This is a genomic window from Paenibacillus sp. FSL R5-0928 (assembly GCF_037970385.1).
Classification (GTDB): domain Bacteria; phylum Bacillota; class Bacilli; order Paenibacillales; family Paenibacillaceae; genus Paenibacillus_AQ; species Paenibacillus_AQ odorifer.
Genome location: NZ_CP150225.1, coordinates 3,263,779 through 3,280,259, shown reverse-complemented (window position 1 = coordinate 3,280,259; position 16,481 = coordinate 3,263,779). Strand labels below are relative to the sequence as shown.

The window sequence follows — 16,481 nt, the reverse complement described above, 5'->3', positions numbered from 1 at the left end:
CATACGAGAGGATCCTGAATCTAACTTAGTACAGTATTATTCTGGACGCCTCCAATGTCCTTCCTACGATAAATACCCATCAGAAGTCCAATAGCCGCATATTCAAACCACACATGACTCCCATAGCTCAGGAAAGGGAACGGGATAGAAGTCAGCATCATTCCACCGCTCAAAATAGCAAGACCATAGGTTAGTCTTATCGCTAGCAAAAATGCCAAACCCAACACTAGAGCTTGTCCATAGGGCTCACGAATCGCTCGTATCGTAGATAGAAGCTTGATGAAGAACCAGGAGATAACTGCCAGCAAAAGCAGTGCCCCCGCCCAACCAAAACAATGAATAAGATAGACAGGCAACATATCTGAGTAGACATACGGCAGCTTTTGTTCTACTGCTCCGAATCCGTGCCCCCACCAACCCGCTGAACTAATAACTTCACGCATTACTTGGTATATATAGCCATAACCGTCTGGATCTAAAGAGGGATTTATAGCACTAATGATTCTGACCATCAGGTAGTCGCTATTGAAGATGAACATTAGTCCAACTATTACAAAGAATCCTAATAATACTACACTCTTAATCCAATCGCGAGTAATCCATACATATAATACTAATGAAGAAATTAGATACACCACAAGCTCTGGAAGAGAGTTTAAAGAGATAAGAAGCAAGGCAGGTGCTAACAGAATGCTTATGTTGAACAAACCACTCCGCCAAGTTTTCTTTTTAGCCGATTCCTTACGATTCACTAAAATCCCTGCTAACGCGACTATCAAAACATAAGGACGATAGGATGTCATATCAGGTAAGATCAAAAAAATCCTAGGACCATAATTCACTCCATTTATTGTTATCCCCCAGAATATACTCGACAGAATTCCGGCTATTGATGTTCCGTATAATACCCACGAGAAACTTTTCACCTTTCTGAAATCGATAAAATACAATCCAAACATCAATACAATTCCAATGAGTATATTTATCGCTTGGCGTCTAAACGCATTATCCAAAAAAGAACCCTTAACGATATCACTGTAGCCTACATCCACAGAACTCATTCCGATCAGACTGATCGCGGATAACAAAGCTACAACTCCAAACAATCCCCAAGGTACATGTGGTTTATGTATTAGATGAAGTTCCTTCCCTAACGTTTGCGGGCTCCCCATTTGTTCGATCGCCCAAGCTATGGCTTCTTCCCGTGATACACCGTCGGCTTCTTTTTCACAAATTAAATCTTCTAGATGACTAGCTAATTCTTGACGTATCTCTGGGTGAGTTTTTTTCGCTTTAATCTCTGCACACACTACATCCAAAAATTGCTGCTGCCTCTCTTTCATCATACACCACCCTCTCCCAGAACGGAGTCAACTGCACCTTTGAACATAACCCATTCTGCTTTTTTCTCCTTGAGTTTCTCTTTACCTTCCTCCAGAATTCTATAGTACTTACGCTTCCGTCCCTCTACCTCCATCCAGTAAGCCTCTACCCAGCGCTCACTTTCCATCGCATGCAGAATCGGATACAAGGTTCCTTCTTTTAATGAAAAAACACCCTGAGATCTCAGCTCCAGCGCTTTGATCAACTCATAACCATATAATGGCTTCTCCAGTAAAAGAGTCAGAATCAAAGTACCCGTACTGCCCTTCAGCATCTCTTTACTTACTTTCAACGGCTAACACCTCCTAAATTCTAAACTTTACAATTGACGTGGATGTATCTGATCCACTAAACAAATTTCACTCATCATAGTAGTTGATCTGCATCCTTGGACCGGATTCGGCTCATTCTACGGGATTTATACCGTTGATTTGCACCCCTGGGCCGGCGTGGGCTCATTCTACGGGATTTATACCGTTGATTTGCTTTCCTTGGTCCGGACTGGGCTCATTCTACGGGATTTATACCGTTGATTTGCACCCCCGGGCCGGCGTGGGCTTAATCTACGGGATTTATACCGTTGATTTGCTTCCTCGGTCCGGCGTGGGCTTAATCTACGGGATTTATACCGTTGATTTGCCTCCTCGGACCGGGCTCGGCTCATTCTACGGGATTTATACCGTTGATTTGCACCCCCGGGCCGGCGTGGGCTCATTCTACGGGATTTATACCGTTGATTTGCCTCCTCGGTCCGGATTCGGCTCATTCTACGGGATTTATACCGTTGATTTGCACCCCCGGGCCGGCGTGGGCTTAATCTACGGGATTTATACCGTTGATTTGCTTCCTCGGTCCGGATTCGGCTCATTCTACGGGATTTATACCGTTGATTTGCCTCCTCGGACCGGGCTCGGCTCATTCTACGGGATTTATACCGTTGATTTGCTTCTTCGTCCAATGACTAATATCTGTATACATGAATATTATTTATCCTTTTATACCTAGGACAACTATACATCGTAAATCTATGTATGTAAAGTTCCTCTTATTCCCCCCCCTTACTCCCTCCCTATTCCCCACTCTCACATGTATAATAATGGTAATACAAGCGACATTTTGAGGAGATCTACCATGCAAAAAACAACAATAGCCATCTGGAGTTTTTCGTTCTTTTCATAGTTATTTTCGTTGGATATATGCTCCATAACAGTTCTTTGACCTATTATGAGGCGTGGAAGATAAATTGGGGAATAGCGATCTTTAAACCTACAGAGTCAAAAGTGATATTTGAAAGTCCACCCAGTCTCCATGGGGATGGCGAAAGCTATTACGTATTAGATTATAACGATAAGCAATTCAAAGAAATCAAAGATGCAACATCTTGGCATCCCCTCACTGTTGAATCCATTGCCCCCTTAAAAGAGAGAATATCAAGTTTCAAAGATTCCGTGATAGCCATTTATCCAAATGAAAAAGCCAAATACGAAAAATTATTTCAGGCTAACCCCATAGAACTCAAAGAAAGTGGATTGTATTACTATAAGAAAAAAGATGATGATAGCTACTGTATCGTGATCCTTAACGTGGAATTAAAACGAGTATATATGATGGAATGGACACAATGATTGACGACAAAAAAGGAGTGCTAGAACTGTTGCCAGTTAGCACTCCTTTTAATCGAATTCCTCTAATTATTAATGCATTGGAGTATTCATTTTATGATTAACAACTACTCTTTTTATGAAGAAAGCAAGAATTAGTCCTACAATCGCCATACTCATTCCGAAAATAAAAGCATTTTGTACACCGTTCGTGAACGCAGGTAACATATTAGCTGGATCTGCTGGGTTCTCTACAGTTTTCATATAGCTTTTTGAACCCGCGGACATAATGCTGACTGCTAATGCAGTACCAATTGCACCAGCAACCTGCTGCAGTGTATTCATGATAGCTGTACCATCTGGATATAGCTCTAGTGGTAACTGGTTAATACCATTTGTTTGTGCCGGCATAAATACCATCGAAATACCAATCATAAGCGTACTGTGAAGTACGATTACGAACACAACCGTAGAAGCTACACTAATACTGGAGAAGAACCACAAGGCTACCGCTGCAATAATCAGACCTGGAATAACGAGCCATTTCGGACCGTATTTATCAAACATACGACCCATAATTGGGGACATCAATCCGTTTATAATTCCGCCTGGAAGCAGCAATAGACCCGCTTTGAAAGCTGTATAACCTTGTCCTTGTTGAAGGTACATCGGAAGAATCAGCATGGAGGACAGAATAACCATCATACAGATAAATACCATAGCTACACCAATAGCGAACATTGGATATTTAAAAGCACGCAGATTAATCATTGGCTCCTTCATCTTCATTTGACGAAGTCCAAACAATAACAATGCTACTACACCTACGATGATCGCAATGATCACTTTCGGACTTCCCCAGCCCGCTTCTTCACCCGCGCTGCTGAAACCAAACACGATACCGCCAAACCCGAGTGAAGATAACACAATGGAGAGGATATCAATTTTCGGTTTCGTCACCTTTGTTACATTCTGCATGAACAGAATCCCAAATATCAATGCAATCACTAAGAATGGCAATGACAACCAGAAAATCCAGTGCCAGCTGAGGCTTTCAATAAGAAGTCCAGCAATGGTAGGTCCAATCGCCGGAGCAACCATGATAACCAGTCCGATCATCCCCATTGCAGCCCCCCGTTTTTCAGGAGCAATGATGATAAGGATTGTATTAAACATCAGTGGCAACAGAAGCGCTGTTCCCATAGCTTGAACCACTCTTGCTGTAAGTAAGAACTCAAAGTTAGGTGAGACTGCTGCTAGGAATGTTCCTAGAATTGAAAAACATAAAGCCGCTATAAACAGCTGTCTCGTCGAGAACCATTGAAGCAGCATCCCCGAAATTGGTACTAATATACCCAGTGTAAGCAGATAAGCTGTTGTCAACCATTGTGCTGTTGCTGGGGTAATTTGTAGGACATTCATTAGATCGCTTAAAGCAACATTTAATGCCGTTTCACTGAACATTCCGATAAAACCTGCTAGTAATAAAGAGACAAGAATCGGAATAGTCTTAAACTTCTTGACCTCTTTTTGTTGATTCCCTTGCATAGTTGCTTCCACCCTTAATCCTCCTGATAATCTTGTCTATTTGTCTGTATCTAACCAAGTATTGCTGGGATAATCTTTGCCGCCGCGAGAAGCGGTTGTTCATCCCGAAAAGTCAGCGTCTGGAGAAGCGCCCCTTCAAATAAAGAGATTACCACTGAAGCCATATCGGCCGCGGGCTTGTTCTCTACGCCTTCATCCAAAAGACGTTTCTTGATCACATCCTGCAAGTCCATAAACACAGATTTACATGCTGTCCGCAGCTCTTCACTAATACAGGATGTTTCCGCCGCCAACCAAAAACTAAACGGAACTATCCCCTCGTATGAGGATTCCACTGCATCTTTAGCCATTCCTAGAATGAAATCCTCCATTGCCTCAGACGCACTCTTGCTGTTCTCCATATGATGTCTAAGCTTCTGTGCGACAACTTCACTAGTCCGGTTAATACATGTTAAAGCCAGTTCTTCTTTACCGTGAGGAAAGTAGTAATAAAGAGATCCCTTCGGCGAGTCGCTGTCTTTAATAATCTGATTCAGTCCTGTTGCATGATATCCCTGAGAAAAAAACAATTTCGAAGCGGTGTCCAAAATCGCCTCACGCGTATTCGGCTTGTTCGACAAGCTGACACTTCCTTTGCATTATAACAATTGGTCTACATAATAAAACCATATTTTAAAGAGATATGTCAACACATAAATTACTTAAATTCAAAGTAATTTTGGTGGAAGATCGTGGAGGTTGGGTTGGGTTGGGTTGGGTTGGGTTGGGTTGGGTTGGGTTGGGTTGGGTTGGGTTGGGTTGGTTTAGCTCCATCCTCCCTATCGGACTCAGATGCAGCTATTTGTGCTAAAACGGGCTTTTGGACACATTTTCGGACCTGAGCGACGCTATTCCGCTCATAGGGAGCTGATTTCCTCCCTTTTTGTGCTCATAGTTGCATTGGGGTCCGTTAATCTTTCAAAAGGTTACATTTCGAGCAAATAAGGACTCTGGGGTCCGATGGCTCCTAACTTCGAGCATCCTTCTACATCACATTTACTTCTCATCGAGCTATTAGCTTCGTTAGTTCTTTCCGCGCATGCATTTGTCCGTGTACTCCCTTGCTTCGCACTTACTCCCACACTTTTGTTTTCCATGTACTACACTTTGCTCTCAAGCTAACATTTCTATCGGACTCAGATGCAGCTATTTGCGCTAAATCCGGCTTTTGGACACATTTTCGGACCTCACCGTCGCTATTCCACTCAAACCGGGCTGTTTTCATCCCTTTTTGTGCTCATAGCTGCATTGGGGTCCGTTAATCTTTCAAAAGGTTACTTTTCGAGCAAATAAGGACTCTGGAGTCCGATGGAGTGAAGGAGATAGAGTGGATCAGTTGGACTGAAGGAAATGGAGTGAACCAGATGCGGTAAAGGAGAGAAGGCCCAATGTGCTGTCGAGAGGAGATGAGGACGTAACATGCTAGGTGGGTGGGATGCTATTAATGTCCATCTGTATTTTCTCAATAAATTAGCACCTGCCTCCATCCAGCCCATTTACTCCATCTGCTCCATCTGCTCCATCTGCTCCATCAGCTCCATCAGCTCCATCTGCCCCCATTCGCTCCATCTGCTCCACCTACCTCCATCCGCCCCATCTTCCCCATCCGCTTCCAGCCATCTCCATACCTTCTCCATCCCTCACTAATCCACTCTCGCACGAAATTATCTACTTCCCATTCCCCCAATCCCAGCGTATACTATAATTATTCCAATGAGAAAGGTGTGAATAAAATGCAAAATGTGCCCAAAGGAATTCCCCGACCATTAGTAAAAACTAATCAGGCGTTTATCGTCATTTCTGTAATATTAACATGGCTAACAGGACAACACTGGATACTAGCGCTGCCCTTGTTTGCCGGATTGCTCGGTCTTTTGTTCAGTTATAATCCCATCATTAAGCTGGCTGCCAGGTTTCTGACAAAAGAGCGTTCCCACTATGTACTCGAAGACTGGTCACAACAACAGTTTAATCAAAGCATAGCTGTCTTCTGCCTCGCAGGGGGTCTAATCAGCTTCATCGTTGGCTGGACGATCGCAGCTTACATTTTCACAGCGCTCGTTGCAGTGGCTGCCACTGTGGCAATCCTAGGTTTTTGTATCGGATGTTTTATCCATTATCAATGGAGAATGTACAATTACAGACGTAAACAAAGCAGCACAAATTAAATTTGTTAATTCTTAATCTTTCTCTTCTCCAATAACATCCCAGCGATGGCGAAATTTTAGTAACCGTGGATGCAGTGAGGAAGGTGCAGCTGGCAACAATAACCGAATTTTTACAATCCACTCTTCAAAAGAAGAATAAGACGCAAACTGATTCGCCACCTCAGGCGTTAAATACAGAAAAATCGGCGAAGAATAGATCTCCAAAAGATGCCGCAGCGCAGTATCAAGCGGAGTATACTTTTTTCGCTTCCCTTCCAAACTCTCTACCGTGATAAAGCTACGTCCTTGCTCTCTTTTCCATTCATGCAGCCGGTCCTCTCGCTTATAATAAGCGCTCACCGGCTCTTTGGTCATCCGTCGCACCGTTTCCTCATGAAGTGGATATAACACCAGTTTAGTGAAACGCCGGTCTGCTGCAGTTTTTGCCGCCACTTCAAGCTCTTGATCTGTTATATGTTCAAAAGAATCGTAAAACACTAAAGTCCCTTTACGTTGCTCAACTGGTGGCTCATAGCCATAGGGTACATGCTGAATGTCTCTTTTCAATGAAATCCCTCCTGCTTGTTCTATTTATTAATCATATCATGTGACAACAGCAGGGCTATCATTCTTATCTTTCAGCTGAAGATGAATGGTTAATGAAATCCTGAACTTTTGATATCAAAGCTGGGTAAATCAAGGGATACGTCAGCTCTTTTGGTATCTCAGTAAATCCTCTGATTTCTGCCATCTCATAAGGAGGAAGTTCTGCGAACTGTTCCACATTTGCAAAATATAACTTACCATAATTTTCTGGAGCGTCGATACTAGTGACCCTATAAATAGCTATTGGAAAAAGTGAGAATTGTTCCGCACCCGTTTCTTCATATAATTCTCTGGCAGCAGCCTGCTCCGGGATTTCGCCAACCTCTATATGCCCTCCGGCAAACTCCCACGTCGAACGGTCCTGATGTCTCGCTAAGATCCATTCTTCACCATGTTTAACCATAATAACAACGTACTTCAGCTCAACTTCTTCTTCCTTATCCAACTCAAAAAAGTTTACCTGCATTTATATCCCTCGCCTTCCCACCAGCCTCAAACAGTCCTTGCCGCATCCCAAGCCAATTTAAATTCTGCTACATTCCGATACCGCTGCTCCCTCACCGCACTGACGGCCCGTAAAGCTACCTCGTAGAGGGCTTGACTGGATTCCCATTTTACAAACGATCGATCGGATGCTCCTCCTAATAAAACAAATGCTGTGGCGCCCATATTAAATACATTCGTAACTTCATCAATCGGCGCATCCAAGCTAAACTCTTCCGGTGACTTGAATCTGGATGAACCCCAGAAGTTCTCTCCCAGATCATTTACAGTAGGCTTTAGTCTATAATAATCAATATCACAAATTTTAGTTTCATCGTTTACAAAATCATATAAAATACTTCCGTCATAAAAATCCACAGCTGCATACCCTCGACACTCAACATGTTCATGAAACGAAAAGATTACATCTAATGAAGACAGACGTTTTTCAACGGATAATTGCTTATAACGAAAAAAAGGCGACTCCGGATGACTCAGCTTCGCTTCTCCCGCAAATAGCCAATGCGAATGTAAACATTCACCTGCAAACCAATCAAAGACTGCTACATACCCTGACTCAACCTCATAATGCGACAGTAGCGTGATCAGTGCATCAGATCTAAGTTCGTTATATAACGGAATAGCTTCAATTAAACGGTTAACAGCATCCTGAGGATTGCCGGCATAAGTCAAAGGTCTCGCTCCAGCAAATTTCACAAAAAACTTCTTTCCATCCTGCTCCACACCAAAAGAAAGATTTCCGGAGTCTTGCTGATCGAACACTTTAAACACTTTTCCCAGCTTAGTTAACCAAACAAAATCACAGGCTTCCTGCAATTGAAAAGTTACCGCATCGATTTCATATGTATAATTTTTTTCGCGCAAATTAACCTCCTGCATTCACTATCTAGATTAAATTTATAAGCTTCATTCATTGTCTTGTTCGATATTTAATCACTAGAATAATAACCAGCAATACAACACATAAAGACATCGTATTCGTAATCAAAAAAGCTAATCCAACCCCCGTAACCGCCAAACTGATCGCATAAGCTTCCATTAGACTAATCCCGAGCAGCATAAGTAAATACGATTTTAGATTTAAATCGGCTACGGATTTTGATTTGAGGATTTGAACAATCTGCGGGATCCATCCCAAAGAAAGAATCACTCCACCTATTAATTGCATGATTGCAAACATAAGAGCACCTCCACGGATTTTATACAGTTGTATTCCGGGCGGCTCGATCTGGTTCCATTTCATGTAAAAAAACAAATAACACTAAGCAAAGTTTAATTTCCCTGCATCTTGCAGCTTACTATACGCATAAGAGGCCGCACCTATAGTTCCTGCCCGACTCCCAAGCTCTGCTTGAACAATTTCACACTTCCTGCTTGATAGCTTCAACGCATGCTGATGCACAGTCTCTCTTACGGGTTGGAGCAATTTATCTCCCGCCGCTGCCATTCCCCCACCTACAATAATAAGATCCGGGTTGAGGATATTCACAACATTCGCTAATCCAAATCCAAGTATAGCTCCAGTCTCCTGCATTACTTCCACAGAGAGAGCGTCTCCAAGTTCGTAAGCCTCAGATATCATTAACGCGGTAATTTTCTCATCTTGATCCTTAGTCCAAGTCTGAATAATACTTGTTCGACCTTCTTTCAGCTTCTCTTTAAAAGTATTCACCATGCCAATCGCGGACACATATCGCCCTAAACAACCGGAGCTTCCACATTTGCAGGGACGTCCGTTCCTGTACATATTCATATGCCCAATTTCACCAGCGCTATAAGACGTACCGTAGATCACTTTTCCGTCATTCACGATACCTGACCCTAATCCCGTTCCCAATGTAATCAGAACCAGATTGTTATACCCTCTTCCTGCACCTTGTTGCCATTCACCATAAAGATTAACCCTAACATCATTATCAATAAAAGTAGGAAAGTCATAGAATTTTTTCATCTCATCTACAACATGTACATGCTCCCAATCCGGAAAATTCGGTGAAAAAAAAGAAATTCCCGCTACCGGATCAAGTAATCCTGGCACTCCGATTCCCATTCCTTCTACCAAATCTAATGGAATATTCGCTTCATCCGTGATTAAACGTACGGCTTCTCTAATACGTCCCAACACATGGGCTGGGCCCTTAGCAGCCTCTGTTGGTATAGATCTTTCTTTAACAGCTATAAAATCAGTATCGTAAATCCCTGCTTTAATATTGGTTCCGCCAAGATCAATCCCTAACATATACCGTTTCATAAAAACCTCCAGAATTAGATAATCTATCGCTTTCGATTAAGTTCTAGTACTAACTGCCGCTTCCGTTTCAGCTAACATCAAGCGGTTCACACCCACCTTAATCTGATTCTCGGTGAGATTAGAATAACCAAGTAGAAAGACAGGACCTTGAGGTTTACTGCCCACAAAATAAGAAGACGCAGGATAGACCCGAACTCCATATCGCAACGCCAATTCAGCTATACGATGCTCTTCGGCACCAGATTCCAGCTCAATCAATAAATGAAGACCCGCCTCTTCCCCATAATAGCGGACACGACTGCCAAATTCAGCATCCAAACTTTTTACTAGACAAGCCCTGCGGGCAGCATAAAGTTTCCCCATCTGCGTAACATGCCTCGCATAATGTCCATTCTGAATAAATTCCGCCAACGCTTCCTGATCCAAAGCAGAAGACATACGATCTGTTATCCATTTGACCGCCAAAAAAGGTTGAATCAGAGTCGGAGGCAATACTACATAACCTATGCGCAGAGAAGGAAATAACACTTTACTAAAACTGCCTACATAAATTACTCTACCGTCAACATCTAGTCCAGCAAGTGATGATAGCTTCGGACCCTCGTACCTGTATTCACTATCATAATCATCTTCAATAATAAAAGCTTGATTGGCTTTGGCCCATTCCAGTAACTGCACTCTTCGTTTCATCGACAGGGTCACCCCGAAAGGAAACTGATGCGAAGGAGTGACATAAGCTAGTTTTGGTTTTTTATGAGGACCTTCTTTGATGTGATCACAGCTTGCTTGGAGCTCATCTACGGAGATACCCTCTAGGTCAACTCTGATGGGTGTAACCACCGCTCCAGCGAACGAAAAAATCTCCCGCACAACGTTATGTGATGGATCTTCAACAACAACATGATCACCTTTTGAAACAAAAATTCTCGATAATATATCCAATGCCTGCGTTGCCCCGGATGTAATCACAATTTGCTCCGGAACCACGGGCATCGAACGTGTGGACCGTAATAAACGTGCAATCTCTTGGCGTAGTCCCAAAGAGCCCTCGACCGGGCCGTAACCCAAAGTATCAGGAGATGCACGACGACAGGCATTCATTAATGCTTTTTGCCACTGATCCATTGGAAAAGCGTCCCATGCAGGTACACCGTGCCGAAAATTACATAATACTGTGTTCAAGTCGTTTTCTATAATAGAAGAAGGATTGAGGGTAAGGAAATCAGGACCCTTCGTTATAAAATTGTAAGGGTTCTCAGAATCCTGGGGGTCTTTCTCCTCCACCGGCAGCCCCGCTATATAGGTTCCTGCCCCTTTTCTCATCTCCAGATACCCCTCTGCTTGAAGTAGCTCGTAGGATTGAAGAATTACACTTCTGGATACTTCCAGTTGATTAGCCAAAGTCCTTGATGGAGGCAGTGAATCCCCCCCACTTAAAGCTCCTGAATGGATAGCATTACGAACCTGCTCATAAATTTGACGGCTTAATGGAATGGGTCTTTGTTTATCGAGAGTAATCAGCAATTCATGCTTCATAAGATTTCCTACCCTTCTAATCCGGGTTTTCTTAATGGTTCATAGTAAGGATTTTTACAATTAGTGCTGCAGAAACAGCACCTAAGATCACGAGTAACAGCGGGATTTTCCTAATTAATACCAGTATAACAGCGACTATCCCCGAAGCGATACCTACAAGATTGTCATCTGCGTCCACCTGAAATATCCCAGGAACCGTTAAAGCACTAAGAACCGCGATAGGCAAATATTCCAACAAAGCTTGGACTTTGGAAGAGCCATTCGTATGCTTTGTCAGCAGCAAAGGTACAAAACGAAATGAAAATGTAAGGATTGCCATCCCGATAATGATCAGAATAGTCATACGGATACCTCCTTTTCTACTTCAGCTTGCTCTCGAAATAAGGAGCCTACTGCCATACCAATTAACATAGCTGCAAGTATCGAGGAGTTTCCAAGTACGGGATGTAGAAGCCATGAAGAACCCGCCGCTGCTAAACATATGGCCAAATTCCGAATGCTTCCCTTTAGTTGTGGCACTATTAGTGCTATCAGTAAGGCATACAATGAGGTGTTCAAAGCAGGTAAGTATATAGCCGGAATGTAGGATGCCAGCGATATTCCCGCAGCTGTTGCCAGCAAATTTGCTATATACGGAGGAATTTGTAGACCCAGCAAATATGGAAGAGTTATATTTTCTTTTGAATGATTGCGGGGGATCATACTAACAGCGTACACTTCTTCTGTTAAACTAAACCCAATCCAGACTTTGGCCAGAGGATTGATTGTACGGTCAAGCTGACCCCCAAAAGATAGGCTGATAAACAAATATCTTAAATTAATGATCAACGTAAGCAGCAGGATCATTGGAGCGGCGGCCCCAGCAGCAAGCATTTTCACGCCAATAAATTGGCTGGCTCCCGCAAATACGAGCGCTGACAATAAGAACACTTCCAGACTCCCTAGGCCTAATCCCATACCGACCAATCCAAACGTAAAACAAGCAGGAATAAATCCTGCAACAATAGCTACAGAATCCTTAAGACCCTTTCTAAACATCACTTTCTGATCACTCATAAGTTTCTCTCTCCCTTATCGTTGTCCCTAGAGAGAGCATACTTGGATACAATTCTTGTGGAAATAACCGCATGGGTGCGTATGTACCATACCAATTTCTTGACATAGAAAAAAGACCGCCCGCTAAGAGAGCGATCTTTAATGAAGGTTAAACCTCCTGAGGACTTTCCACAATCCCGCTGATTTCTTGTTGAATTTGGGATTTAATCTGATCTACATGGTCAAAATCTGTAGCTGCGGCATAGATTGTCTTTAACTCATCCAAAAATACTTTGGCATCTGTCAGATGTTGAATGGATTGTTTCATGGTGCTGGAATATCGCTCTTTAATACCTGCGATGGCTTCGGCAAAAGCTTCATCCGTACCTGGCTGTATGCACCGTGAATACATATCAACAATCTCGTCGGTGGCACGGTCAGGGAAATACTCATGCGGAGCTGTGCTGTCAAAAATAGCAAACCCAAGCTCGCGTACGATAATCATATCAAGACTGTTCGGATCGAAACCACAGTGGTAAATCTCAACATTGACACCACGTTTTATTCCTTCAGCTGCCAATTTTTTTAAAAGTGTAGATTTACCGGATCCCGCGCGACCTTTTACAAGATATCTTTTTAGTCCTGCGGTTAAATTAGGTACAAAATCCACTGCACCCTTAGGCGTAGCTGCACCTAAAAAACGGTGATCCACCCGGCTTACTTTTTCGAAGTTCTGATCACCATACAGAAGTTGAATATACTCCTGAGTCAGCTCATCAGCGGCTTGGAAATTCATTGTCGCAATATAAATCGCTTCCCACTCGTCATGAATGCGGAGTGCTTCAGCAAAGCCTGAATAAGCGAGTTCATGCTCTTCCGTGTACTGATCAACTAAGCTGTCGATCTCAACACAACGCTGGCTTAACTGGAGCGTATCGACGGCCTGCTCCAAATTCACATGTACGATGGCCTCTTCAGGCAATTCTGGCTTAATGACCCGTGGAGCAGTACCATCTATAATTCCTACTTTTAATTCAGGAATAACCACTCCGTCGAGTGAATCATTATCTGACGCTGCGTGAATTAACCAGATCTCATAACCTTGTTGAGCCAGAAGATCTCCGATTTCTCGAATGATTCTAGTTTTCCCCGTACCGGGGCCTCCTTTTAAAACAAACAAACGCGTTAAATCTTGCAATGACGACTCATAGAGGTTAGAGAAGCCGTGAGCTGTGTTGCCGCCAGCAAAGAAATTCAGGATTGTTCCGTCCATAATCGCACACCTTTCCGGGCTGATGTCATGTTTCATTGTTCATCTTATTAATGTACCCAGGGAAAGGTGACGTTTTGAGTGAGATGTGGTTTCGTTAGCCGGTTCAGTTACAAACAAAACGATCCATAAACCTCTTAATGACGGGAACATCTGGAGGAGACAGCTCGCTTGGCAATTCTTCATAACTAAAAAAACGCAATTCTTGCACCTCAATTCCATCTACTTTTAGCGCCCCATCAAAGTCCGTGCATAGATATGCAGCCACAACATTATATACTTCATCACCGTGCGGGTATTTATAATAAAGATCTTTTCCAGAGAACATGTCGAACAAATCAAGAACTTTGGCTGTTAAGCCTGTTTCCTCAAAAAGCTCCCTCTTAGCGACCTCTTCTAAAGTCTCCCCAAGCTCCATTGAACCACCTGGCAAACCCCAGCACCCGTTGTCCGTTCTACGTTGCAATAATAATTGATGATTGCTGCACAATAAAACACAGGCTCCTGCCATTATAAGCGGTCTGGTACCTACCAGCTTTCTTAACTCCATAATATAATCGCTCAATAAACTATCCCCTGTCTTCTAATAGGCTCAAATACCCTACGTTAATAGAAGTTCATTTCTTTTTCTGCACATGAAAACCTTTGTCTTGCGCGTAATTTTCAATGCTCCAAATACCTATTCCCCGCTCTCGCGCCTTATCCTGAATCGCTCTAAATTGATCAACATATTTTGTGTTAGGTACAAATACATAGGCTACACGTGCATAACCCTGCTCTAGCAGAATCTCATTGAACATTTTCCCATCTATATAGAGGTAACAAAGTAGGCGGCCATATTTGTCCCGCTCCGATACATCTAGTTCAATTTGTACATCTTTATCCGTAAGCATCTTTTTGGCGAAATCAGAAGCTTCTAGCGAAAATGGCTGTGGTTCGGGGATATTCGGATTCACTGACTCTGGAGTATCGACCAGCAATAAACGAATGGTTTCCTTTTTGCCGCCTATAGTCAGCTTCATGGTGTCACCATCGACTACTCGTGTTACCTTTGCATCTATTAAACGTTTGTTGTCCTCTGTTGTATTGTCTGGCGTAGAATCTAATCCAGAACTGGAATCGGCCGTAATCGTTGGAACTGGTTCTAAAGTAATCTGCTCGGCTAAGTTGCAGGCAGTTGTTGTTCCAAGTAAGAGTGTGATAGCTAGAAAGCTTTTTAATAGATAAATCTTATTCATTGATAACCTCTTTCTTATACACGTATGTAATTTCATGGGGTCTAATAAAAATAAATTAAAACACTTAAAAACACAAGACTGTAATACTAATCATAGAAAACAGCGACAGCCATGTACCAGAAAAAAGATACTTGGTTATCGCTGTTTCGCCTTTACTCTACTTCCACCACGTTTAATTTGGAAATCTTTATTTTGATTATGATCGATAAGAAAGCAAGCAGGGAAAACATAATTCCGATCCAGATGAGTTGATGTATTCCTGCATGAGAAATAAACCAACCACCGATAGCAGTCCCTATAGTAATTCCAAGGTTAGAAAATGAGATAAACAAGCTGTTACCGAATTCGGGAGCTTCTTTCGCTTCGGTCGTTAACCATGCTTGACTGACAATCAGTCCGCCGGAATGCACTGCCCCCCAAATGATTATGATAACAACCATCGGAAGGAAATAAGAACCTAGATAATATACGAATAAGTAAGTTACCGCATATAACAATGGAAACATGATAACGGTCTTTGTAATGCCTTTATGCAAAAGGCTTCCAAATAAAAAATTCCCAAAAATCATGATTATCCCAAAGGCCATCAACATGATACTAATCCATGACCCGTTCATATGTGTTACCTGCCCAAGATATTCAGCAAAGTAACTGTACACAGAAAACATAGCTGCAAAGATAAAAATAACTGCCACAATATTTAACCACAATAGGGGTTTGCGTAAAATAGCAAGTTGTTTACCATAAGACATTTTTTCTTTAACTGGCATGGAAGGAAGCCAAGCTAGTATTCCTAAAAAGGCAATTATACTTACGACAGCTCCAAAGAGAAAAGCGACTTCTAAAGAAATTTTGTCCGCGAGATAAGAAGTCAAAGGCACACCAAAAGCAAACCCGACCGTTATTCCGGCGAAAACCTTTGTAACTGCTTTGGTGCTCTTTTCCGGAGGGACAAGTTGGGCAGCGGTAACAAGTGCAACTGAAAAAAATACGGGATGAAAAATAGCAGGGATAATACGAAAAATCAGCATTACTTCAAACATGGTCGTATACGCATAAACAATATTTGAAATTGCAAAAATAAGTACGGCAGTTAATAGAATTACTTTACGATTAATTCCAGAAGCCAATAAGGTCAGAAATGGACCTGAAATAGCAACAACTAAAGCAAATATACTTACAAGCCATCCAGACTGAGAAGTTGATATATTAAATTTTTGAGTTACCTGTGGCAGAACACCTATAATCCCCATTTCCGTTGTAATAATGCCAAATACGCCTAAAGCCAAAATAATAATAAGTAAAGGGTTAACCTTTTTCATT

At 42.4% G+C, this 16,481-nt stretch carries 20 protein-coding genes; 3 read left to right on the top strand and 17 right to left on the bottom strand.

All coding sequences use genetic code 11. The annotated features are described in order from the left end of the window. Positions 1-20 precede the first annotated feature (20 nt). Positions 21-1,346 (bottom strand): FtsW/RodA/SpoVE family cell cycle protein, encoded by a 1,326-nt coding sequence (locus MKZ16_RS14755; RefSeq protein WP_076105571.1) that lies wholly within the window; start codon positions 1,344-1,346, stop codon positions 21-23. Beyond that, the gene (locus MKZ16_RS14750; protein ID WP_076099345.1) at positions 1,343-1,675 is read right to left on the bottom strand and encodes a PadR family transcriptional regulator; all 333 of its coding nucleotides are present in this window, start codon (positions 1,673-1,675) and stop codon (positions 1,343-1,345) included. The genes MKZ16_RS14755 and MKZ16_RS14750 overlap by 4 nt, the downstream gene beginning before the upstream one ends. Positions 1,676-1,860: 185 nt before the next feature. Between MKZ16_RS14750 and MKZ16_RS14745 the strand changes: the two genes are divergently transcribed. After that, positions 1,861-2,388 (top strand): hypothetical protein, encoded by a 528-nt coding sequence (locus tag MKZ16_RS14745; protein WP_339815848.1) that lies wholly within the window; start codon positions 1,861-1,863, stop codon positions 2,386-2,388. A gap of 209 nt (positions 2,389-2,597) precedes the next feature. Beyond that, positions 2,598-3,008, top strand: a complete 411-nt coding sequence (locus tag MKZ16_RS14740) for a hypothetical protein (RefSeq protein WP_143759115.1) — start codon at positions 2,598-2,600, stop codon at positions 3,006-3,008. Positions 3,009-3,077: 69 nt separating this feature from the next. On the opposite strand, the gene MKZ16_RS14735 is transcribed toward MKZ16_RS14740, so the two are convergent. From MKZ16_RS14735 to MKZ16_RS14725, 3 genes are all read right to left on the bottom strand, one after another. Continuing rightward, positions 3,078-4,532, bottom strand: a complete 1,455-nt coding sequence (locus tag MKZ16_RS14735; RefSeq protein ID WP_036685000.1) for a DHA2 family efflux MFS transporter permease subunit — start codon at positions 4,530-4,532, stop codon at positions 3,078-3,080. Between the two features lie 50 nt (positions 4,533-4,582). Then, positions 4,583-5,152: a TetR/AcrR family transcriptional regulator gene (locus MKZ16_RS14730; protein ID WP_076107125.1), complete on the bottom strand. Its 570-nt coding sequence runs from the start codon at positions 5,150-5,152 to the stop codon at positions 4,583-4,585. Between the two features lie 915 nt (positions 5,153-6,067). Next, a complete protein-coding gene (locus tag MKZ16_RS14725) occupies positions 6,068-6,208 on the bottom strand; it encodes a hypothetical protein (protein WP_179090038.1) in 141 nt (46 codons plus the stop codon). A gap of 96 nt (positions 6,209-6,304) precedes the next feature. Here MKZ16_RS14725 and MKZ16_RS14720 point away from each other — a divergent pair, with 96 nt between their 5' ends. Continuing rightward, on the top strand, positions 6,305-6,739 hold the full coding sequence (locus MKZ16_RS14720) for a DUF4395 domain-containing protein (protein ID WP_076106490.1): 435 nt from the start codon (positions 6,305-6,307) through the stop codon (positions 6,737-6,739). Between the two features lie 12 nt (positions 6,740-6,751). Here MKZ16_RS14720 and MKZ16_RS14715 read toward each other — a convergent pair whose 3' ends face one another. The 12 genes from MKZ16_RS14715 to MKZ16_RS14660 all read right to left on the bottom strand — a co-directional run bounded on the left by MKZ16_RS14715 (position 6,752) and on the right by MKZ16_RS14660 (position 16,480). After that, positions 6,752-7,285, bottom strand: coding sequence for a hypothetical protein (locus MKZ16_RS14715; RefSeq protein WP_076106492.1), 534 nt, complete (start codon positions 7,283-7,285; stop codon positions 6,752-6,754). Positions 7,286-7,349: 64 nt separating this feature from the next. Beyond that, a complete protein-coding gene (locus MKZ16_RS14710) occupies positions 7,350-7,769 on the bottom strand; it encodes an NUDIX domain-containing protein (RefSeq protein ID WP_339815845.1) in 420 nt (139 codons plus the stop codon). Positions 7,770-7,816: 47 nt separating this feature from the next. After that, a complete protein-coding gene (locus tag MKZ16_RS14705; RefSeq protein ID WP_076106495.1) occupies positions 7,817-8,707 on the bottom strand; it encodes a serine/threonine protein kinase in 891 nt (296 codons plus the stop codon). Positions 8,708-8,738: 31 nt separating this feature from the next. After that, entirely contained in the window at positions 8,739-9,071 is a 333-nt protein-coding gene (locus MKZ16_RS14700; protein WP_080742697.1) for a PQ-loop domain-containing transporter, read from the bottom strand. 18 nt (positions 9,072-9,089) lie between these two features. Then, positions 9,090-10,079 (bottom strand): ROK family protein, encoded by a 990-nt coding sequence (locus MKZ16_RS14695; protein ID WP_076106497.1) that lies wholly within the window; start codon positions 10,077-10,079, stop codon positions 9,090-9,092. A gap of 36 nt (positions 10,080-10,115) precedes the next feature. Next, entirely contained in the window at positions 10,116-11,615 is a 1,500-nt protein-coding gene (locus MKZ16_RS14690) for a PLP-dependent aminotransferase family protein (protein ID WP_076106499.1), read from the bottom strand. Between the two features lie 31 nt (positions 11,616-11,646). Continuing rightward, positions 11,647-11,958, bottom strand: coding sequence for an AzlD domain-containing protein (locus MKZ16_RS14685; RefSeq protein ID WP_036686713.1), 312 nt, complete (start codon positions 11,956-11,958; stop codon positions 11,647-11,649). After that, positions 11,955-12,671, bottom strand: a complete 717-nt coding sequence (locus MKZ16_RS14680; RefSeq protein WP_076106501.1) for an AzlC family ABC transporter permease — start codon at positions 12,669-12,671, stop codon at positions 11,955-11,957. Before MKZ16_RS14680 ends, MKZ16_RS14685 begins: the two co-directional genes overlap by 4 nt. 148 nt (positions 12,672-12,819) lie before the next feature. Beyond that, complete coding sequence (locus MKZ16_RS14675; protein WP_076106503.1) at positions 12,820-13,923, bottom strand: PRK06851 family protein; 1,104 nt, start codon at positions 13,921-13,923, stop codon at positions 12,820-12,822. A gap of 103 nt (positions 13,924-14,026) precedes the next feature. After that, on the bottom strand, positions 14,027-14,470 hold the full coding sequence (locus tag MKZ16_RS14670; protein ID WP_038574424.1) for an NUDIX hydrolase: 444 nt from the start codon (positions 14,468-14,470) through the stop codon (positions 14,027-14,029). 67 nt (positions 14,471-14,537) lie between these two features. Next, on the bottom strand, positions 14,538-15,158 hold the full coding sequence (locus MKZ16_RS14665) for a thermonuclease family protein (protein ID WP_076106505.1): 621 nt from the start codon (positions 15,156-15,158) through the stop codon (positions 14,538-14,540). A gap of 152 nt (positions 15,159-15,310) precedes the next feature. After that, entirely contained in the window at positions 15,311-16,480 is a 1,170-nt protein-coding gene (locus MKZ16_RS14660) for an MFS transporter (RefSeq protein WP_076106507.1), read from the bottom strand. Between the last annotated feature and the right edge of the window lies 1 nt (position 16,481).